Consider the following 19,930-nt stretch of genomic DNA (forward strand, 5'->3'; position numbering starts at 1 on the left):
CAAACCCCGCAACAAAAGCACTCACGCCTGGGCAGTTTGATGGCCGCAGCAGACAGCGCTGTAACAAAATCCCCCTGTTCAAAAGGCTGCGAACCATCCCTCAGGCCTAACAGTGCGGTACGAACTGGGCTGGTAGCGACTCACGATATAGTGCAAGCATACCTCTTAGATCCCGTAAATTTTGGAGCCGTTCCTTGCCAGCTCTCCCCCATTGCCTGCAATCTACTGTGTCATGCTCACAGATTTGCCGCACAGTGAAACGGCATTCGCAACGAGCCCGAAGAGGGATAAAAAGGATGCGGGTTCGAGTCTCCTGGAGCCTCGCTTCGCGCACAGTGGCAGCCTTCAGGTTTTCGCCAGCCATGTATTCATTCGCATTCACAGCACAGTTACCGGCTTCCTTACTTGCTGCTTTGCTCAGCTTTTCCTGGTGCGCTTTCTTTTGGAACGCTGTACTTTGGAAAGCTATTCGTTGGAGTACGCTATCATGGAAACTAATGCCATGGAGAACTGTGCCTTGGAAAGCTGAGCCTTGGAGAGCAGTACCATTGAGAGTCGTGCCATGGAGAGCCGTTTCTTGGAGAGCTGCCCCCGGTAAAACAGTGCTGTGGATGAGTGTTTTTGGGGCTGTAATTTGGGCAACGGGCACCACACTGACGGCGGCGCACGCATCAGGGGCCAACGCAACAGAAGCCAACGTAACTGAAACCAACAAAGCAGGTACCATAGAAAATTCAGTGCGACACGGCGAACAATGGCAGGCAAATGGCCATTCACAGGCAGATGGCTATTCATATGACAGCCCGATTGCCCGTTTTCAAATACCCCACATCCGGGTTGCCAGCTGGAATTTGCAATGGTTAAGCAGCCTATCCCCCGCTGAACTGCGGAAAAGCTACCCTGATGTTCCCCGTCGCACTCTCCCGACCCGCCATGCCGCAGATTTTCGTGTCCTGGCAGCCTGGGCTGAAAAACTAAACACCGATGTGCTGGCTTTTCAGGAAGTGGCGGATTCCAAAGCCCTGGATAAGCTACTGGGCGAGGGGCGTTTCCACTATGTTTTTTCTGATCGTCAGGCAATATCGGGAGCTTCAAACAGGCATCGTCCCTGGCCGCAGTTTGTCGGTTTTGCCCTGCGCAAAGGATTGGACTTTCAGCGTCACCCAGATTTAACCGCACTGGATCTGCTTGGGCGTCATACACTCCGCTATGGCGTGGACATTTCCCTGATGGAGGGCGGTAAGCCGGTGCTTCGGCTTCTGGCAGTGCATCTGAAAAGTGGTTGTTCATTCAGCCAGAAGAAGACCCCAAATAAACAGGGTAAGCCACAAAAGAAGGCGAACCGGAAAGCCTGTCACCAACTGTTCCGCCAACAGCAGATCCTTGAACAATGGGCAGAAGAGCGGGCCAGAGAACCGGTTCCTTTTATCATTCTGGGGGATTTCAACCGCCGCCTGAGTGCAGAAAACGATCGATTCTGGCAGCAACTTAATGATGGTCAGCCTGCTGAATTGGCACTCAACCGTGCCGGTTATCCGTCCCACAGCCAATGTCCCAGCCGATTTTATGATCGCAACAAAAAGCGCTGGGTTACCCGCACTTTCCCCCATTTTATTGACCATATCGTGCTTGATAGACGCGCCGCTTTACTCATGCAGACAGACTCATTTCGCGAAGTCGTACCCGAAGCGCACTGGTTACCTGACTACCAGTTGTCCGATCACTGCCCAGTGCAAATCACTATCCGGCTTAATGCATTAAATCATCCCTAACGCCAACTTTCTGAGCCGGTTTTCACCGATGAAGGCCTCAACTACAGCGCCCTCGACTACAACCTCTAAAACAACCTCGAGAACCACCTCAAGAACAACAGCTTAAACCGCCGTTTCCTCATCAACAGCATCTCGTGCTGACGCAGCCTCTCACCCAAAATAAATTAGAGAAATAAACAAAAACAAAGAATAAAAATCAATAAAATTGTCATTAAAAATTAAAACAAACAAATTAATCAAATAAAATCATATAGATAATAACATCAAACACAAACCGGAAAACATTTAGGGTTGAAACAAATTTTTAACGTCGTATGATAAAAACAAATTAATTAGAACTCTAAACATATGTGGCGACCAATGATTACGATGGCACCCTGGGTAATGAACCCGCATACCACAGCGAATAAGCAGGACGCGCTGACTTTTCGTAAACCCAGCAAGGAAGACGGGCTTGAGGTACACGAACTCATCGCGTCATGCCCACCGCTGGATACCAATTCCTCTTATTGCAACTTCCTGCAGGCAGAGCACTTTCGTGATACCTGCGTCGTTGTCGAGAAAAATGAAAACATCGTTGCGTTTACTTCGGCGTATCAACCGCCAAATCGCCGGGACACCTTGTTTATCTGGCAAGTGGCCGTCAGCCCGAAAGCACGAGGATGCGGTGTCGGCTTCCGAATGCTGGAAGCTTTACTCGACCGTCCGGAAAATGCCGGTATCCGCTATATCGAAACCACCATCACTGACGACAACAGGGGCTCGTGGGCGCTGTTTCACAAATTCAATCAGCATCACGGACGTCACGGTGACGTGACGACGTTTCTCGATAAACACGCTCATTTCGATGGTCATCATGACAGCGAATACCTGTTCAGGATCGAGCTCAAATCTAGCTAACTCTCAACCCAAAAGGTTAAAGAATGACAATTTTTCAAAGTCATGAGTCAAACGTACAGTGCTATGCACGCAATTTTCCGGTCATGTTCCAGCATGCCAAGGGCAGCTGGTTATACACAGAACAAGGAAATGCCTACCTTGACTTCCTGGCGGGCGCCGGAGCTCTTAATTATGGCCACAATAACCCGGTCATGAAGCAGGCGCTGCTTGATTACATCAGCCAGGACGGCCTGACGCACGGACTGGATATGCATTCCACGGCCAAGGCTGAATTCATTGCCCGCTTTAAAGATTTGATCCTCAGTCCGCGGGATCTCGACTACAAGCTGCAGTTCACCGGGCCGACCGGTACCAATGCGGTTGAAGCCGCCTTAAAGCTGGCACGCAAAGTAACCGGTCGCCAGAACGTCGTAGCCTTTACTAACGGCTTCCACGGGGTATCAGTTGGTGCACTGGCTGCAACGGGTAACCAGCACCACCGCCAAGGTGCGGCACAGCCATTACAGAACGTGACCCGCCTGCCGTATGAACATTATGCCGATGGCGTTGATGGCCTGACGCTTTTTGAAGCCATGTTGAACGATCATTCCAGCGGCCTGGACAAACCTGCCGCCGTGATTCTGGAAGTGGTTCAAGGGGAAGGCGGACTGAACGCTGCTTCTGATGAATGGCTACAGCGTCTGGAGGCAATGTGTCATCAGCACGATATCTTACTGATTGTCGATGATATTCAGGCGGGCTGTGGGCGCACCGGTACATTTTTCAGCTTTGAACCAGCCGGAATCAAACCTGATATCGTCACCCTGTCAAAATCCATCAGCGGCTATGGCCTGCCGATGGCCGTCGTTCTGCTCAAACCCGAGCTGGATAAATGGCAGCCCGGTGAGCACAACGGGACGTTTCGCGGAAACAACCATGCCTTTGTCACCGCCTCGAAAGCCATTGAAATTTACTGGCAGGACGATCAGTTTGAACAGCATATCCAGGCCCGTTCGGCACAGCTGACAGACGCTCTCCAGCAGTTAGTGCCTCAATACCCGGCTTATTTCAGCGAGCTAAAAGGCCGCGGACTGATGACAGGCATCGCCTGTCGGGACGGCGAGATCGCCGGTAAGATCGCACGCGCTTGTTTTGAACAGGGCTTAGTGATCGAAACCGCTGGCCCGGACGACGAAGTCATTAAATTCTTCTGTCCCCTAACCATTACCGAACACGATATGGCCAAAGGGATCGCGCTGTTTGAACAAGCCGTGGCAACAACAGCAGCCAACTTCATTAAAAAAGCCTCATAAGGAAAAATGATGATCGTAAGAACACTGGAAAACTGCCGTCAGACTAAACGCCGCGTGGTCGCAGAAAACTGGGAAAGCGTCCGTATGCTCCTGAAAGATGACAACATGGGCTTTTCTTTCCACATCACCACGATTTATGCCGATACCGAAACCCACATTCACTACCAGAACCATCTGGAGTCGGTGTTCTGCATGTCCGGGGAAGGCGAAATAGAGGTCGTTGGGGGTAAAACCTACCCAATCAAACCCGGTACGCTCTATATCCTGGATCAGCACGATGAACATTTTTTACGTGCCTATGGCGGCGATATGACCATGGCTTGCGTGTTTAATCCGCCGTTGACCGGTCAGGAGACTCACGACCAAAACGGCGTGTATCCACTAATGGAAGAAACCTGAGATTCCAACGACACAGACACCTTCACTTTGACAGTCACGCTGTGACCGTAACCAAAAGGATGAACTATGTCTCACACCGTAGAAAAAATCGGTGGCACGTCGATGTCAGCGTTCGATGCTGTGCTCGACAATATTATTTTGCGTCCCTCGCAGCGCTACAACCAAGTATTCGTGGTTTCGGCCTATGCCGGGATCACCAATGATCTGCTGGAATGTAAACGCACCGGCAAGCCGGGCATCTACCAGCTGATCGCCAAACGTTCACCGGACTGGCGCCAGGCCATGAACGATCTGGAGCAGCGCCTGCTGCTGATCAACGACAACCTGTTTGCCGACCCGGTGAACCGTCTTCGGGCAGATAAATTTATCCGCGCCCGGGTTCAGGATGCAAAACAGTGCATCACCAACATCCTGGAAATGTGCGAATTCGGCCAGTTCACGCTGCGCCACTATCTGCCTCAGGTCAGAGAGTTTCTCTCCTCCATCGGTGAGGCGCACAGCGCCTTCAATACCGCCCTGAAGCTGAAAACGCTGGGTATCAATGCGCGCTTTGTTGACCTGTCCAGCTGGAACAATCAGTACACCGGTGATCTGGATGACGTCATTCGTCAGGCGTTTGCCAATATCGACCTGAGCCAGGAACTGCCTATCGTCACCGGATACGCCTATTGTGACGAAGGACTGATGAAAACGTACGACCGCGGTTACAGCGAGATGACCTTCAGCCGCATCGCGGTGCTGACCGGCGCGCGGCAGGCCATCATCCATAAGGAATATCACCTCAGCAGCGCAGATCCGCGCATCGTGGGGCCAGAGTCGGTTCTGCCTATGGGGGAAACAAACTACGATGTGGCCGATCAGCTCGCGAATCTGGGGATGGAAGCGATCCACCCCAATGCCGCTTCCGGACTTCGCCAGAACAATATCGAGTTGAAAATCAAGAACACCTTTGAGCCAGAGCACACGGGGACGCTGATTTCAAATGCCTTTACTCCCTCGCAGGATCGGGTTGAAATCATTGCCGGGCGGGACAAAGTATTTGCGCTGCATCTGTTTGATCAGGCGATGGTAGGTCACGTTGATAATGTCGGTTACGACATCATGCAACTGATTCGTGAGTCGAGCGTCAACCTGATTGGCAAAGAGATGAACGCCAACTCAATCACCTACTACCTGACCGGTGGTGCCGATAACCTTAATCAGGTGTTATATAAGGCGGAGAAACGGTATCCGAAGGCCGCCATTACCGGGCGACTGGTCGCAATGATTTCTGCCATCGGGGCCAACATAAACACCAATGAGGCACTGCGGCGGGGAATGCAAGCGCTGATGCAGGCAGAATGTTTTCCGATTGCCGCCCACTCATCGGTACGTAACGTCAACGTGCAGTTTGTGGTCGATGACAATGACTACCAGAGTGCCATTTGCACGCTGCATGAGCAGTTCTTCGCCCTGCCTGCAGAGACGCACACCCAGCCGGACTCCCTGGTTGATTGCCAATCGGCCCACGTTGCCTGATACTACTAACGGCATATCAACCAACTAATCAACCAACTGCCGGGACTTTTGCCCCGGCGGTGTTGTCTCTAAACGGTCAGTCTCTTCCCTGTGCTGAATTGAGGTTTGAGGATTCACCGCTCTGTCAGCCGGCGTTTTTTCCGCCACAGCGCTTTGTTCAACAGTTCCTTGATCGAAAGCAATTCATAGTGCTGAATTAATAGTCATTGAAAGTGAATTGTATGCTGACATCGCTAAATAGCCGTATATAATAACATTTGCTGTGGGCAGACCCGTGTCTGCTCGCAGCAACCCTAAATCAGTAGAGGCGCGCTGCCTATCAGTAACCGAGCAGAGGGTGATACCGATGAAGCCGGGGAAAGGAGTCAGCGCCGAAGTGACTGAGTCATCAAACTCAGCCGCTGGGGCTGCGTCGAACAGGCGCAGCACTGCCATAGTTTTTCCTATGGAGCGCTACCTAAGGGGTAACACGTCATGCCTTGGTTGTCGATTTCGTTACATGTCCTTTTGGTAGATCTCCACCTTTAAGTTGTAGGTGAAATGAGATCATGAACCTTGTTCCTTTTGCGGATTCTGCCTGGTCCGTGCTTCCCCCCTTGCTGGCGGTGTTGCTGGCTGTCGTCACCCGACAGGTACTGCTGTCACTGGGTGCAGGTATCGTTGCCGGTGCCCTGATGCTGAACCAATTTTCCCTGTCCCAGACCCTGAACTACCTGTATCAGAAAATAGTGGCTATCTTCTGGAGCGGCGGTGCCCTAAACCACGATAACGTCAACATGCTGATTTTCATGTTGTTGCTCGGTGCACTGATCAGTCTGATGAGTGTGTCCGGTGCCACTCAGGCCTTTGCCGACTGGGCAGCCGTACGGTGCAAGGATCGCCGTAGTGCCAAGTCCCTGACCGGGCTGATGGTTTTCATCTTCTTCATTGATGATTTCTTTCACAGCCTGTCTGTTGGCGCTATCTGCCGACCAGTGACCGACCGGTTTCAGATTTCACGCGCCAAGCTGGCCTACCTGCTGGATTCAACCGCCGCACCAGTGTGCGTCCTGATGCCGATTTCCTCCTGGGGTGCCTACATTATCGCACTGGTCGGCGGTATTCTGGCGGCCCACCAGCTAACGGACCAAAGCCCGATCGCCGCCTTTGTCGAAATGATGCCGATGAATCTGTACGCGGTCTTTACCCTGCTGATGGTGATTTGTGTTATTGCATTCCAGCTGGATATCGGGCCGATGCGAAAGCATGAAGCCCGCGCCCAGCAAGGTCAGCTGTGGGATCACAGTAAAGGCCGTCCGCCGGGTCTGGATATGGAAACACCAGAAACCGCTCAGGGCGGGATGATTGATATGGTGTTGCCGATCCTGACCTTGACCGCTGCAACCGTCTTTTTCATGGTTCAGTCCGGTGCGGATGTGTTGTCCGATAAAGGACAAGCCTTCAGCCTGATCGGCGCGTTTGAAAATACCAACGTTGGCCTGTCGCTGGTATACGGTGCAATCTGCAGCCTGGTGGTCTCGATGGGTCTGGCATTGCGCCTGAAACTGTCGGCAAAAATCTGGTTGAAAGCCGCGCCGCAAGGGATCTCAGCCATGATGCCTGCGATCATTATTCTGCTGTTTGCCTGGACAATCGGCACCGTAGTACGCGACATGCAAACCGGCGTTTACCTCGCGTCACTGTCACAGGGCAGTCTGCCGGTAGAACTGTTGCCAGCCGTCGTCTTCCTGCTGTCATGTGTCATGGCGTTTGCCACCGGCACCAGCTGGGGAACATTTGGCATCATGCTGCCGCTGGCCGGTGACATTGCGGCAGCCAGTGACATCACCATGTTACTGCCGATGCTGTCCGCCGTACTGGCTGGCGCAGTTTTTGGCGATCACAGCTCACCGATTTCCAGCACCAGTATCCTGTCGGCAACGGGTGCCGGTTGTCACCATATGGACCACGTGCTCACTCAGCTACCTTATGCCGGTTCAGTCGCGTTCGGTGCACTGCTCGGCTATCTGGTCATGGGCTTTACCCATTCGTCCTGGCTGGGTGTCGCCGCCAGCAGTGTCTGGTTTGTGGCCTTCTGCCTGTTTGCCCTTCGCCGTCGTCAGAGCGACCCCGAGCTCAGTCTTGCATCGTCTGAAGCTTAACCGGTAAATCCGCCCTCTTCATGCAAAGCCTCCGCACGTTCAAGTGCCGGAGGCTTTTTTCTATTCGCTTTGCTGTCATCGCTTTTTTGCGTGGCTTTTTTGTGTTGGCATTTTTGTTGTGGCTTTCATGCATCAGCGGTGTCTCTTTTCTTGTCCGGACAAGCCACAGGGCCGCACTATAGTTAAATCTATCACCGTCACTTCGTGATGAGTTGTTATGACAGCTAGGTACCTATTCATAGTCGGTGTCTATGAGCGGTAGGTATCTATTCATAGTAGGTGTCTATGAGCGGTAGCATCGAAAGACCTATCCCAGCGATGGCAAGATTCAGGGCGCTGCGGGGCGCTATGATTGCGGTCGGGATGAGTGTGTTTTCCGCAGTGTTTCCGGTGCATGCTGCCCAGAAACTGGATTATGTCAGTGCGGTCACCACACCGGGGACAGGTCGTCTGGTAACCATGGATGATTACTGGCTGCTGGCATTCAGCGATACCTATGACATTCGTCTGCCCGAACACGTCAGTAACGGCGAAAATTTGCAAATTCGTATCCGGGAAGATGGTCAGTGGCACACCGAGAATTTTCGGGTGCAGGCGATCAGTATCCATCACGACTTATGCCGATTACACAGCCAGCATCCCAGCCGGGATGGCCGCTTTCCGACAGACGCGATTTACGTGCAGCCCTGCCAGCAAGAATAAAGCCCCTGTCAGCAGACCGCATATCGCGGTAAGCGCAGGGGCATTTCAGTGTGAGAATAGCAGCCAGGTTTTGTGGCTACGCTTAAGTGAATAAGCGTAAGTGGCTAGGCTAAAATCACTTGCACATCAATTGATTACAGAGGCTCGCTACACAAGCCCGGTCGTCAGGTGTACCACTATCACCGTAAAGGCAGCCAGCAGTGGAATCGCCATGGTCACCACAGCAATATCCCCGTAGCTTTGGCGGTGCGTCAGACGGCAGACCGCCAGCAGCGTAATGACCGCGCCACAGTGAGGCAACGTATCAAGGCCACCCGCCGCCAACAGCACCACACGGTGCAGCACTTCAGGGTTAATGCCCATGCTCATGAAGTCATTACCCAGCATGGCCAGCACCATCCCGGTACCGCCGGACGATGAGCCGATGATCCCCGCCAGGCTGGTTGAGGTAATCGCCACCTTAAACAGATCCGGAATATCAATCGCCGCAATCCCGGCTTTCACTACCACGAAGGCTGACAGCGCAGTAATCACCGCCCCGTAACCGACTTCCGAAGCCGTGTTAAAAATCGGCAGCAACGAACCCACAGAACCATCAAACACCTGCTTGTTTGGCTCAAACAGATACTGACGAAATGCCGCCAGCATAAAGACGATCGCCACGCCCAAAGCCAGAATCACCGGCCAAGTGCCGTTAATGTTCACCTCCAGCGCCTTGTAGTTATCGACCACTTCCGGTGACTTGAAATACACATTCGTCAGCAGGAAGTTGATGATAAACACCAGCACAATTGGTACCAGCGCCATGATCACCCCCGGCGCAGGATCCGATTCCTTACCCGCAGATTCAGCATCCGACTCTTCCCCATAGCCTTCACCGGCAGCCATTGCTTTACGCGCACGCATTTTGATCCAGAGCGTGCCAAGCACCAGCATCATGGTCGCCGCCAGCAAGCCCAGTACCGGCGCAGCATAAATCGTAGTGCCAAATGGAATGGTCGGCATAGTGTTCAGGTACTGCGGAGTTCCCGGCAATGCCGTCATGGTAAAGGTAAACGCCCCCAGCGTGATAGCTGCAGGCAGCAGACGCTTCGGAATGCCTGCCGCACGGAAAGTTTCCGCCCCAATGGGATACATGGCAAACACCACCACAAACAGTGACACCCCACCGTATGTCAGCAGGGCTGTCGCCAGCACAACAGACAAAATCGCGTGGCGTGGCCCCAGATTTTTAATGATGAATGCCGACAGAGTACGTGCCGCACCTGAGGCTCCCATCAACTTGCCGAAAATGGCACCGGCAATAAATACAGGGAAATAAAGTTTAATGTAGTTCGCCGCCGCAGGCATGAACACGTTTGAAAGTGCGTAGAGGGAAGGGAAATCACTGGTTAACAACGCCGCCGCCATTGCCAGAATCGGGGCAAGAACCAGAACAGACACACCACGGTAGGCAAAGTACATCAGGCCCACCAGGGTGAGTAAAATTACAGCAACATCCATATTTTTTCTCCGGGTCACGTCATGTGTAACAGGTCATTAACATGCTAGACCGAGCAGCCATGATTGAAAATACCGCTTTTTTCCGTCTCAGCGCCGGACGGACCCAAACTGGGATCCCAGTCAAGGTATTGCCCTATTCCCTGGCAGATTACGAACAGGCGAAAGACATAAAAACCATTTTTTATCAGATGGTTATTTCTTACACATGACGGTTAACCGACAGATATGAAAATAACAATTTCATCTGTGGATATTAATTCGGCATGAAACACTTCATACACTTTTTTGACAACTTAATCGTGAAAAGGAAGTACGAATGCCAGTCAGCCAACTTACCGCCGAGCAGGCGGCCGCCTGGGTTGAGAACGGACACGCTGTGATGCTGGGAGGATTCATTGGCTCCGTGGTGCCGGAAATGCTTGTTAAAGCACTGGGCGAGCGCTACCGCCAGACGGCCAGCCCACAAGGCTTAACGCTGATTTTTGCCGCTGGTCAGGGAGACGGAACAGGGCGTGCCGCCAACCATCTGGCCAAGCCAGGATTGGTGAAACGGGTCATTGGCGGACACTGGGGGCTGGTACCCGAACTTCAGAAAATGGCACTCAGCAACGAAATCGAGGGGTATAACCTGCCTCAGGGTGTGATTTCCCATTTGCTGCGGGATACTGCCGCCGGTAAACCAGGCACACTCACCACCACGGGTCTGGATACTTTTGTCGATCCCCGGCTGGAAGGCGGAAAAATCAATGCGGTGACCACGGAAGATCTGATCAGTGTGGTCAATCTTCACGGGGAAGAGTACCTGTTCTACCAGCGCCTGCCGGTTGATATCGCCATCCTTCGCGGCACTACCGCTGACGAAAACGGCAATATCACCATGGAAGACGAGTGTCTGGTGGTTGAAAATCTGGCCGCTGCCCAAGCCGCACGTAATCAGGGCGGCAAAGTGATCGTTCAGGTCAAACATATTGTTCCGGCTGGCACCTTGGATCCGCACAGCATCAAGATCCCGGGGATCTTTGTCGATGCGATCGTCAAGTGCGACGACGAAGGCGATCACATGCAAACTTTCGCCACCAGCTTCAACCCGGCCTTTGTCACCGGTCCCTCACACCGCCATGCCGCTCCCCGCTCTACAACGGCAGCGGGAGCAACAACACTGGATCCTAAAACCCTGATCGCCCGCCGTGCCGCGATGGAATTACAACCGGGGGCCGTGCTGAACCTCGGAATCGGGGTACCGGAGTACATCGCCACCGTTGCTGGTCAGATTGGCCTGTTGGAACACCTGACGCTGACGGTCGAGCCCGGCGCGATCGGCGGATTACCGGCCAGCGGACTCGACTTTGGGGCCAGCCACCATCCGGAAGCCATCATTACGCAGGATCAGATGTTTGATTTCTACGACGGCGGTGGCATCGATCAGGCGTTTCTCGGTCTGGCCCAATGCGCGCAAACCGGGGACATCAACGTCTCGCGGTTCGGTGACAAACTGCCCGGCTGCGGCGGGTTTATCAACATCACTCAGCATGCCAAATCGCTCTACTTCTGTGGCACATTCACCGCCAACGGACTGACTATTGACGTTGCTGATGGCGAGCTGAAAGTGTTGCAGGAAGGCAAGCTGCACAAATTCGTGTCCGAGGTTGAGCAAATCACCTTCTCCGCCAAGCGGGCCATCGCAACCGGCCAGCCGGTCCGGTACATTACGGAACGGGCCGTTTTCCGGCTAGATCCGACCGGCCTGGTGCTGGAGGAAATTGCCCCGGGCATCGATCTGGAACGTGACATCCTGGCGCAAATGGCGTTCCGCCCGCAGATTGATCCGGCCCTGAAAACCATGCCGATTGACATCTTTCAACCTGAGTTTTCCTTCACACCCGCTGTGAGCTCGACCAAAGGCTGAGCAGGAACTCTGTGAAGCCCACTGCAACTTAGCCCTGCCTTGGTTGTCTGCACCTATTCTCCGGGCATCATACCCCCGGAGAATACTGCAACAAGGATGTCCTATGTCTCAGCACCCGGTCGGTATCAACGCCCGCCAGCAACAACTGGATAAAATTGTCTTTTTCTGCTCAGTCATCCAGCACGGTTCATTTCGTGAGGCGGCTGACGCCTGGGGAATTTCCGCCGCAGCGGCCAGTCGCTGGGTCAAAGAGCTGGAAACTCTGATGGCCGTCGAACTGGTGAAACGCAGCACCCGCCAACTGATCCCGACCGATGCTGGGGAACTGCTTTATCGCCGATTTTCGGCATTACTCCCTGAAATTGATACCATCTGCTCAGAAGTCGAGCATATGGCCGATGAGCAGCGCGGGGTGATTAGCATCTCTTCCACGCCCCTGTATGCTGCGTACTTTCTGCGCGAAATTATCGCGGAATACATGGAAATGCACCCGCAGGTTAACTTCCGCCTGTTTATTGAGGCCGGCGAAACCGACCCGCTGCGCGTTGATTTTATGATTCGCGCGAAGGCCACCAATCGCGAAACCGAAGAAAAAGACTCTCTGCTGATCCGCCGCCCTTTGCTGAGTGAGCCACTGTACGCCTGTGCCGCTCCCAGCTACCTGGCCCGTTGCGGCACCCCGACCGAGCCGGAAGCCCTGCGCGAACATCGCTGTCTGTATGCCAGTACGCTGGTTGGCGGCAACCGCTGGTACTTCCGCCTTGATGGCGTGAACAGGCCTGTCACCATCAGCGATGCCATGGAATGTGACAACAGCGAAATTCTGCGGGATATGGCCATCCGGGGAGCTGGCGTGGCGTACCTGCCCCATTCGGTAGTACGGGAAGCACTGGCAGATGGCCGCCTGAAAGTCCTGCTGACCGATTTTGTTGCCAGCCGGTTTGACATCAACCTCTATTATCGCCCCCGTCATCCGATGCCAGCCCGTTGTCAGGCGTTTAAAGATTACCTGATTCAACGTACAGAAGAGATCATGGCACAGCGCTAGCGCTACACCGGTTTTCACACCGCATTTTTCCAGCCGTGGTGACAACTCACCGCGGCTTTATTTTTTTACATCGCACGGCTCTCACCCTGTTTGTTCTCATCCTGTTTAACGGCTTATCAGGCTCACAGCGGCTGATCGTTCCATTTTTTGGTCAGTAACATTCCACTCTTTTCTCTCGCCCATTATCGTACCAATAAGTACATTTTCTACATTAGTCAGCCATAAGAAGTCACGACGATGATGAAGAAAACCCTCATAGCTCTTACTGCCCTTGCTACCTTGTCCTTCGGGGGCTGGAAATACTGGGCAGAACAAGACTATGTCACAACCGACAACGCCTACGTAAAAGCCGATATCACGGTCGTTTCACCGGAAGTCAACGGACGGGTCGTTGAGCTGTATATCGCAGATAACCAGTGGGTAAAAGCCGGTGAGCCGCTGTTTGCCATCGACAATCAGGACTATCTGGCCAATGTGAACATTGCCAATGCCGCCATTGAAGTCGCCAAGTCCGCATTGGCCAATAACCAGTCCCGCATCAGGCTGCAACAGGTCAGCATCGAGCAGGCGAGCGCCGCCATTCAGGGTGCAAAGGCCAATGCCAACCTGCAGCATTCCGAACGCGCCCGATTCAGCAAGCTGCTTCGCTCTTCGTCGATCAGCCAGACTGCATTTGATAGTCAACACACCAAGGCCATTGAAGCCGATGTGGCGCTGAAAAATGCCCACCTCGCGCTGGAAGCCAGCAAGAAGCAGCTCGACACCCTGTCTGCCGAGCGGGAACAACTCAAAGCCCAGCTTCAGCAGGCGGAATCGAAACTGGTACTCAATACCATTGCGCTTAACCGCACCATCGTCAGGGCTCCGGTGGATGGCTTTGTGGCAAACCGTCAGGTTCAGACCGGGAAATTTGTCCAACCGGGGATGGGGGTTGTCACCCTGGTTCCCCACAATGTCTGGCTGGATGCCAACTTTAAGGAAACCCAGCTTACCCATGTGGCGGCGGGTCAGTCGGTGGAAGTCGTCCTGGATATGTTCCCGGATACACCAATTACCGGCACGGTGGATTCCGTTACCCCGGCAACGGGTGCTCAGTTCAGCCTGCTGCCGCCGCAAAACGCCACCGGGAACTTTGTCAAAGTGGTGCAACGAGTGCCGGTGAAAATTCACCTGACTCTGCCGGATCATTTACAGGGCCGGGTGTACCCGGGACTGTCGGCCATTGCCAGCATCAAAGTCACCCCGTAATGCCTCTCGTCAGCCCCATAGGATCACGTGTATGAAGCGTTCGCTTTCCCTGGCCGTTCTGGCGTTGTCAGCAATGCTGCCAGTCGGCCTGACTTCGGCGATGTTCAAGGCTATATCTACCCATATGGCCGCCAGTAATGGCCTTTCTCTCGATGAGATCAACTATCTTAATATCGGATTTACCATTGCCCAGATAGTCACTCTGCTGTTTACCCCGCTCATTATGCGCCGTTTTCGGCCCAACAGCGTGCTGTGCCGGACATTAGTGCTGGCAGCACTGTCGCACCTGGTGCTGGCAAACACCATTCAGATGCCGGGGATCCATGGCGGGGTATGGCTGGTGCTCGGCGTCTGTGCGAGCCTGATCATGGTCAGTGTGAACCTGCTGGTACTCGATGGCTGTAACTACCGGGAAATGACGCTCATCACGGCGCTGATTCTGCTGTGTTCAACCTTATTACCTATGGGTGTTTACCCTTGGCTGTTGTCCTGGTTGGCAGATACGATTGAGTGGCAGCTGCTTTCATATCTGCTCGCAGGCATACTGCTGATTGCCCGTTTTCAGGCCGACTTTATCGCCGATGTTGCGCCATTTGATAGCGCGAAAAAATCCCATGCCCTGCCCTATCTGATCATGGCCGGCGGCATAACACTCGCGGTGTTTCTGCTCATGCGCGGTAGCTATTACAACTGGTTTGATCATACTTTCTTTCAGCAAGCCACACTGGTGGTGGCGTTACTGGCGCTGGGCGCAATGGCTCTGATGAAAGCTGCTCAGCGCACCGGTCACACCATCAATCACAAAGTGCTGACCAATTTGCATAATAACGTCTTTATGTATAACGGGTTTCTGGCGGGGTTCGCTGTCACGGCCAGCGGGGCGCTGGTGGCTAACTTTCTCAGCCATGTAATGCACTACAGCCACGAAAACGCCGGGCTGATCCAACTGCCGTCGTTTCTGGCAATGTGCGTCGGTATGTTAATCAGTGTGGCGGCCGCCAACCAGAATCGGTTTCCCAGCGACATGATCACGCCTATCGGGGTGGTTTTGATGATCATTTCCATCGTCATGTTCAGCCATCTGCCGAGCTATGTCGGCCCGGAGGCCCTACTGTTCCCCCTGTGTCTGCGGGGACTGGGAGTGGGGCTGCTCAATGTGTCCGTGACCATCGCCATGCTGGCACATTTTAAGCCGGAGCAACGCCCGGAAGGGATAAGTGTCTTCTACATTTGCAGGACATTCGGGGGACTGATTGGCTCTGCCATTTTCGCCCGAATCATGCAGGTAACCAGCTCAGAGTCGATGACCGAGTTGTCCCGGACGCTGGATCACGGCAGCCAGACCATTGAGCAATACACTCAAGCCGTACAGCGTGCCGTTCTGACCCAAGGCTTTTTGCCTTCCGGCCAGTTAAACGCCGGTCAGCTCAGCCAGACCTTACAGCTGGAAGTGTCAACCCTGTCGCTCAACAACACGTTCCTCTTTTTTGTGCTGGCTGTATTGCTCATGGCGCCGGTGATCCTGATTGGCAAGAAAATGGTCAAAAAGCAAAAATAGACGTTCATTTCCACTGTAAGACTAAAATGCCCCTAACGTTGAGGCAGTGAGTATTTAGCCGCTGCCTCCGCAAAATTGACCGTCAGAAAATCAATCAGCAACCTGACACGACGGGGGATATGTTCGCGATCGTGATACACCAGATTGACCGGTAAACACCTGCGATGTCGCTGACCGAACAGAGGAACCAGTTCCTTATCTTGCAACGCCGGAATCACCTGGATATCCGGCAACATTGCAATCCCGAAGCCCTGCCGGGCCAGGGTCAGTGCCATATCTGACGAATCAACCACCGTCATACTGGCTGGGCCCAGATCCATCACGCGCACTGGGTCCTGAAACCACCACTGCTTAAGCTGATCTTGCGACAGCTCGCGAAAAATCAGCTTATGGCTGAGTAATTCTTCCGGCTCAGTCGGACAACCGAACTCCGCGAGGTAATCAGGGCTCGCATAATAATCGGCATACATGTCACCGATGGTTCGAGCGATAAGGTTGCTGATCACCGGTTTTTCAAGCTGGATGAGCAAATCAAAACGCCGCTTGGGAATATTCCGCTCCACAACTTCCTGCGCATGGAACTCCAGTTCGATGCCCGGGTACTGGCGACAAAATTCACGCAGATGCTCACCGAGACATTTCAGCAAAGGCGATACACACAAAATGCTGATCTTACCGGCAATTTCCTGACGATGAACCGCCATTTCCTGCTCCAGCACCTCAACCTGAGAAAGCACATCAAGACTGCGGGCATAAAATATTTCACCAGCCTCGGTTAACGCGAAGTAACGCGCACTGCGGCTGATAAGCTTGACGTTAAACGCCTCTTCCAACTCTTTCATTTTCCGACTGACGCTGGACTTCGGCATCGCCAGAAAATCAGCCGCCTGTGTAATGCCGCCCTGCGCGACCACATGCTGAAACAACTTCAGCGAGTCCAGTTTTAATGATGACATAACGCGTCCCCTGTTTGGGATTCTGCCCAGTGAAACATGAGCTGCCTGACTTAAACAAACAGCTTGGTAATCAACTTACCGAGCTGGCTGGTACATCCGAATAAACGCCGATACCGACTGGCGGATCTGTTGATCCAGACACTTCTTATCGGGCAAAGGTTTACCCAGCAGCGTGGTATAAAAAAAATCCTGCTTTAACAAGGCCAACAAGTTGCAGCATGCCTGCTCTGGCGACGGAATGGCCAGCTGCTGTGCCACCTTATCTGACGCCAGATACGCGATCAGATACTGATGTTTTTTATCCGGCCCGTTGGCAAGAAAGAAATCCGTAATATCTGCGTGCTGATGAAAATCCGCCGCGACGATCCGATACAATCCCAGCACCGGATTAGTACACAGCCGATGAATGTAATCCTGCCCGAAACTCACCAGGCACGATTCCACCGGCAAAGACGCTTTTTCTGAAAAATCGAACACGTCTTCCAACGACTCAAGATTGTGAGCCAGTACCGCTTTGAACAAGCCTTCTTTGCAGCCGAAATAACGATAAAGGGTTTGTTTGGAGCCACCGCAACGCTGAACGATTTGATCCAGTGCTGTATCTCTATAGCCCTGCTCAAGAAACAAGATCGTGGCAACTTCCAGGATTTTTTGCTGTTTGACGACCGTTGAAGGACGTACAGCGAGTTTCAGAGATGGTTGCATCATGCCTCCCGCCCGACCAAAACTGTACCAATTAGTACAGTTTTGATTATAATCGCCGTCCCCCCAGAATGATACCTTTCCGCTCACGTAAGTACGGCAATGCTTTCTTCAACACGCAGCGTCTCCTAAGGTTGCGATCCCGCTCACAACCTTCTCACCCCACCGGGCGTAACCTATTCAACTTGTTCACTATTTCGATTGTGATGCGCTATGGAAAAGACGTTACCGACACAGAATTTTGACCCCATCCTGTTTCGCCGCACCCTGCACCAATTCCCAGAACTATCGGGAAAAGAACAGACAACGGCGCAACGCATCATCAGCCAACTTAACGCATTCGGGCTTACGCCCAGGACAAACATTGGCGGTCACGGTATTGTGTGTGAAATCCGCGGTACCCGGCCCGGCACGACAACCTTGCTGCGCGCTGATTTTGATGCCCTGCCGATTGTGGAAAAAAGCGACCATGCACACTGCTCGCAACATCCCGGAGTCATGCATGCCTGCGGCCATGATGGCCATACTGCCAGCATGATGGCGGTTGCACGCCACCTCGCCAGCCACCCGCCAGTCTCTGGCAGCGTCCTGCTACTGTTTCAACCGGCGGAGGAGACGGGCACCGGTGCGGCTGACATGTTGCGAGATCCGTGGCTGGCCGGTCAGGCCGTCAATAATGTATTCGCGTACCACAATCTGCCGGGTTACCCGCTCAATACCGTGATCACCCGTCCCGAAACGTTTGCCTGTGCTTCAACCGGTGTCACCATTACCCTGGAAGGCAAAACCTCCCATGCTGCCAAACCGGAAAACGGCATTAACCCAACCAACACCCTCATCGCGCTAATGCAGGAGTTACAACAACTCCCGACCCGTTTCCCTGATGTGTTCTCGTTAGTGACCATCATTCATGCCACACTGGGTGAGCCCGCGTTTGGTACCGCGCCAGGCGACGCCCAACTGCTCGCTACTCTGCGCAGTGAACAGAGTGATGTCCTCAAGGCAATGCAGCACGCGGTAGAAGCCGCAACCCGGACATACAGTGAGCAAACTGGGCTGCACTATCAGGTGAGTTGGCAGGAATCATTTAACGCAGCGGTTAACACACATCACCACAATGAACTGGTGCAGCGTGCCGCCAGTGAACTGGGGCTTCCTGTCTACCAGCTGCAAGAGCCGATGCGCTGGTCAGAAGACGTTGCCGAATTTCTGGCCTGTTGGCCTGGTGCCTTGTTTTGTGTGGGCAGTGGTGAAAGCCACCCGCAACTGCATAATCCGGACTACGATTTTCCGGATGCCCTGATTGAGACAGCCAGCGCACTCTTTCTTCATCTGATTGAGATGCTGCATAACCGCTAACCACTTCAAATAACATTGTTAATAGGCCCCTTTTCTTAATGACAAAGGGTTAAGAAATGGGGCTAAAATACCGAACGCCGGGGAAGCGCTGAATCTGAGGAAAAGGGAAGATGGAACAAGAGAAAAGCCCAAACAAGAAGATAGAAGATAGAAGATAGAAGATAGAAGATAGAAGATAGAAGATAGAAGATAAGACTATGCAGTTAAACGGATGTCATGCCGTAGATAGCGCGACGGGGTTAAGTGCCCGGCGTTAATTTTCCTGCATTAGATTCCCTGCGCTCTATGTCAGGTGTAAAGCACAGGGGAAAACTGCCACGCGAGAGACAGAGAGCGGGTACATGAAAGGAATGGGGACAAAAAAGGTGCCGCGAATTAGAAACCAAACTCAAAGTTTACCGAGCCACTGTCAACATCCAGATCCCGATCATTTCGGACTTCACCTCCCGCTTTGACGGAAATACTGAAATCGTCAGTGGCCCGAAAGCGCATGCCCGCACCAAATTCGGTCGGGGCTACCGTGTTCACATTTTGATTAATACTGTTTTCATCCACCATCCGGTTATGCACCGGTCGGCTGCCTTCACCAATAAATTCAAAGGTCTGGGATGACTGGCGGGACGCATCAATGAACACATCACCAAGGGCGCGTTCTTCGCGTTGTGCCTGCTGTTCAGCCAATATTGGCCCCAGCGGCAACGCCTGCTCCTGAGCCTGACTGACCAACGGCAAACAACAGATCACGATTCCCAGTTTCCAGTTCATTTTTCGTCCTTTCCCCTGTCCTGAGCCTTGATTCAAGGTGTTGATTCAAGGTATTGAATCATGGTGTTGATACAAAGTGTTAATTGGCGGTGTTGCTTTGAAGTGTTCATTTAATGCCAAAGCCTGATTACATCCGCAAACCAGCCACTTATCTGGCCATT

General features: G+C 53.1%; 16 protein-coding genes and 1 riboswitch. Of the genes, 12 read left to right on the forward strand and 4 right to left on the reverse strand.

Annotated elements, in window-relative coordinates:
• The first annotated feature begins 611 nt into the window (after positions 1 to 611).
• The 7 genes from C9I92_RS06305 to C9I92_RS06340 all read left to right on the forward strand — a co-directional run bounded on the left by C9I92_RS06305 (position 612) and on the right by C9I92_RS06340 (position 8,724).
• Complete coding sequence (locus C9I92_RS06305) at positions 612 to 1,772, forward strand: endonuclease/exonuclease/phosphatase family protein (protein WP_169776022.1); 1,161 nt, start codon at positions 612 to 614, stop codon at positions 1,770 to 1,772.
• 360 nt (positions 1,773 to 2,132) lie between these two features.
• Positions 2,133 to 2,672 carry a diaminobutyrate acetyltransferase gene (gene ectA / locus C9I92_RS06310; protein WP_242551929.1) on the forward strand — a complete coding sequence of 180 codons (540 nt, stop codon included), beginning with the start codon at positions 2,133 to 2,135 and terminating at the stop codon, positions 2,670 to 2,672.
• Between the two features lie 23 nt (positions 2,673 to 2,695).
• Positions 2,696 to 3,964, forward strand: a complete 1,269-nt coding sequence (gene ectB, locus C9I92_RS06315) for a diaminobutyrate--2-oxoglutarate transaminase (protein ID WP_047885065.1) — start codon at positions 2,696 to 2,698, stop codon at positions 3,962 to 3,964.
• A 9-nt stretch (positions 3,965 to 3,973) separates the two neighbouring features.
• Entirely contained in the window at positions 3,974 to 4,363 is a 390-nt protein-coding gene (locus tag C9I92_RS06320) for an ectoine synthase (RefSeq protein WP_047885064.1), read from the forward strand.
• Positions 4,364 to 4,429: 66 nt separating this feature from the next.
• A complete protein-coding gene (locus tag C9I92_RS06325; RefSeq protein ID WP_047885063.1) occupies positions 4,430 to 5,881 on the forward strand; it encodes an aspartate kinase in 1,452 nt (483 codons plus the stop codon).
• Between the two features lie 294 nt (positions 5,882 to 6,175).
• A riboswitch (Lysine riboswitch) is annotated at positions 6,176 to 6,345 on the forward strand.
• An 84-nt stretch (positions 6,346 to 6,429) separates the two neighbouring features.
• Positions 6,430 to 8,022, forward strand: a complete 1,593-nt coding sequence (locus C9I92_RS06335) for a Na+/H+ antiporter NhaC family protein (RefSeq protein WP_047885061.1) — start codon at positions 6,430 to 6,432, stop codon at positions 8,020 to 8,022.
• A gap of 285 nt (positions 8,023 to 8,307) precedes the next feature.
• On the forward strand, positions 8,308 to 8,724 hold the full coding sequence (locus tag C9I92_RS06340; RefSeq protein ID WP_146149667.1) for a hypothetical protein: 417 nt from the start codon (positions 8,308 to 8,310) through the stop codon (positions 8,722 to 8,724).
• A 147-nt stretch (positions 8,725 to 8,871) separates the two neighbouring features.
• On the opposite strand, the gene C9I92_RS06345 is transcribed toward C9I92_RS06340, so the two are convergent.
• On the reverse strand, positions 8,872 to 10,227 hold the full coding sequence (locus tag C9I92_RS06345) for a GntP family permease (protein WP_047885059.1): 1,356 nt from the start codon (positions 10,225 to 10,227) through the stop codon (positions 8,872 to 8,874).
• Positions 10,228 to 10,543: 316 nt separating this feature from the next.
• Between C9I92_RS06345 and C9I92_RS06350 the strand changes: the two genes are divergently transcribed.
• The 4 genes from C9I92_RS06350 to C9I92_RS06365 all read left to right on the forward strand — a co-directional run bounded on the left by C9I92_RS06350 (position 10,544) and on the right by C9I92_RS06365 (position 15,987).
• Positions 10,544 to 12,133: an acyl CoA:acetate/3-ketoacid CoA transferase gene (locus tag C9I92_RS06350; RefSeq protein WP_047885058.1), complete on the forward strand. Its 1,590-nt coding sequence runs from the start codon at positions 10,544 to 10,546 to the stop codon at positions 12,131 to 12,133.
• A gap of 103 nt (positions 12,134 to 12,236) precedes the next feature.
• A complete protein-coding gene (locus C9I92_RS06355) occupies positions 12,237 to 13,181 on the forward strand; it encodes a LysR family transcriptional regulator (RefSeq protein WP_047885057.1) in 945 nt (314 codons plus the stop codon).
• Positions 13,182 to 13,421: 240 nt separating this feature from the next.
• A complete protein-coding gene (locus C9I92_RS06360) occupies positions 13,422 to 14,429 on the forward strand; it encodes an HlyD family secretion protein (protein WP_047885163.1) in 1,008 nt (335 codons plus the stop codon).
• Positions 14,430 to 14,460: 31 nt separating this feature from the next.
• A complete protein-coding gene (locus C9I92_RS06365; RefSeq protein ID WP_047885056.1) occupies positions 14,461 to 15,987 on the forward strand; it encodes an MFS transporter in 1,527 nt (508 codons plus the stop codon).
• 32 nt (positions 15,988 to 16,019) lie between these two features.
• Here C9I92_RS06365 and C9I92_RS06370 read toward each other — a convergent pair whose 3' ends face one another.
• Positions 16,020 to 16,943, reverse strand: coding sequence for a LysR family transcriptional regulator (locus C9I92_RS06370; RefSeq protein ID WP_047885055.1), 924 nt, complete (start codon positions 16,941 to 16,943; stop codon positions 16,020 to 16,022).
• Positions 16,944 to 17,018: 75 nt separating this feature from the next.
• Complete coding sequence (locus C9I92_RS06375; protein ID WP_248827373.1) at positions 17,019 to 17,651, reverse strand: TetR/AcrR family transcriptional regulator; 633 nt, start codon at positions 17,649 to 17,651, stop codon at positions 17,019 to 17,021.
• Between the two features lie 207 nt (positions 17,652 to 17,858).
• Here C9I92_RS06375 and C9I92_RS06380 point away from each other — a divergent pair, with 207 nt between their 5' ends.
• Positions 17,859 to 19,004 carry an amidohydrolase gene (locus C9I92_RS06380; RefSeq protein WP_047885053.1) on the forward strand — a complete coding sequence of 382 codons (1,146 nt, stop codon included), beginning with the start codon at positions 17,859 to 17,861 and terminating at the stop codon, positions 19,002 to 19,004.
• A gap of 375 nt (positions 19,005 to 19,379) precedes the next feature.
• Here the strand turns inward: C9I92_RS06380 and C9I92_RS06385 are convergent, their stop codons facing one another.
• Complete coding sequence (locus C9I92_RS06385; protein ID WP_047885052.1) at positions 19,380 to 19,769, reverse strand: hypothetical protein; 390 nt, start codon at positions 19,767 to 19,769, stop codon at positions 19,380 to 19,382.
• Positions 19,770 to 19,930 lie beyond the last annotated feature (161 nt).

Origin of the sequence: Photobacterium ganghwense, assembly GCF_003025595.1 — a bacterium.
Lineage (GTDB): Bacteria > Pseudomonadota > Gammaproteobacteria > Enterobacterales > Vibrionaceae > Photobacterium > Photobacterium ganghwense.

What these genes read in the sequence shown, in the direction of transcription:
- C9I92_RS06350 (WP_047885058.1), top strand. Translation starts at nt 10,544, where the DNA reads ATGCCAGTCAGCCAACTTACCGCCGAGCAGGCGGCCGCCTGGGTTGAG.
- C9I92_RS06335 (WP_047885061.1), top strand. Translation starts at nt 6,430, where the DNA reads ATGAACCTTGTTCCTTTTGCGGATTCTGCCTGGTCCGTGCTTCCCCCC.
- C9I92_RS06320 (WP_047885064.1), top strand. Translation starts at nt 3,974, where the DNA reads ATGATCGTAAGAACACTGGAAAACTGCCGTCAGACTAAACGCCGCGTG.
- C9I92_RS06360 (WP_047885163.1), top strand. Translation starts at nt 13,422, where the DNA reads ATGAAGAAAACCCTCATAGCTCTTACTGCCCTTGCTACCTTGTCCTTC.
- ectA (WP_242551929.1), top strand. Translation starts at nt 2,133, where the DNA reads ATGATTACGATGGCACCCTGGGTAATGAACCCGCATACCACAGCGAAT.
- C9I92_RS06325 (WP_047885063.1), top strand. Translation starts at nt 4,430, where the DNA reads ATGTCTCACACCGTAGAAAAAATCGGTGGCACGTCGATGTCAGCGTTC.
- C9I92_RS06385 (WP_047885052.1), bottom strand. Translation starts at nt 19,769, where the DNA reads ATGAACTGGAAACTGGGAATCGTGATCTGTTGTTTGCCGTTGGTCAGT.
- C9I92_RS06370 (WP_047885055.1), bottom strand. Translation starts at nt 16,943, where the DNA reads ATGTCATCATTAAAACTGGACTCGCTGAAGTTGTTTCAGCATGTGGTC.
- ectB (WP_047885065.1), top strand. Translation starts at nt 2,696, where the DNA reads ATGACAATTTTTCAAAGTCATGAGTCAAACGTACAGTGCTATGCACGC.
- C9I92_RS06345 (WP_047885059.1), bottom strand. Translation starts at nt 10,227, where the DNA reads ATGGATGTTGCTGTAATTTTACTCACCCTGGTGGGCCTGATGTACTTT.
- C9I92_RS06355 (WP_047885057.1), top strand. Translation starts at nt 12,237, where the DNA reads ATGTCTCAGCACCCGGTCGGTATCAACGCCCGCCAGCAACAACTGGAT.
- C9I92_RS06305 (WP_169776022.1), top strand. Translation starts at nt 612, where the DNA reads ATGAGTGTTTTTGGGGCTGTAATTTGGGCAACGGGCACCACACTGACG.
- C9I92_RS06340 (WP_146149667.1), top strand. Translation starts at nt 8,308, where the DNA reads ATGAGCGGTAGCATCGAAAGACCTATCCCAGCGATGGCAAGATTCAGG.
- C9I92_RS06375 (WP_248827373.1), bottom strand. Translation starts at nt 17,651, where the DNA reads ATGATGCAACCATCTCTGAAACTCGCTGTACGTCCTTCAACGGTCGTC.
- C9I92_RS06380 (WP_047885053.1), top strand. Translation starts at nt 17,859, where the DNA reads ATGGAAAAGACGTTACCGACACAGAATTTTGACCCCATCCTGTTTCGC.
- C9I92_RS06365 (WP_047885056.1), top strand. Translation starts at nt 14,461, where the DNA reads ATGAAGCGTTCGCTTTCCCTGGCCGTTCTGGCGTTGTCAGCAATGCTG.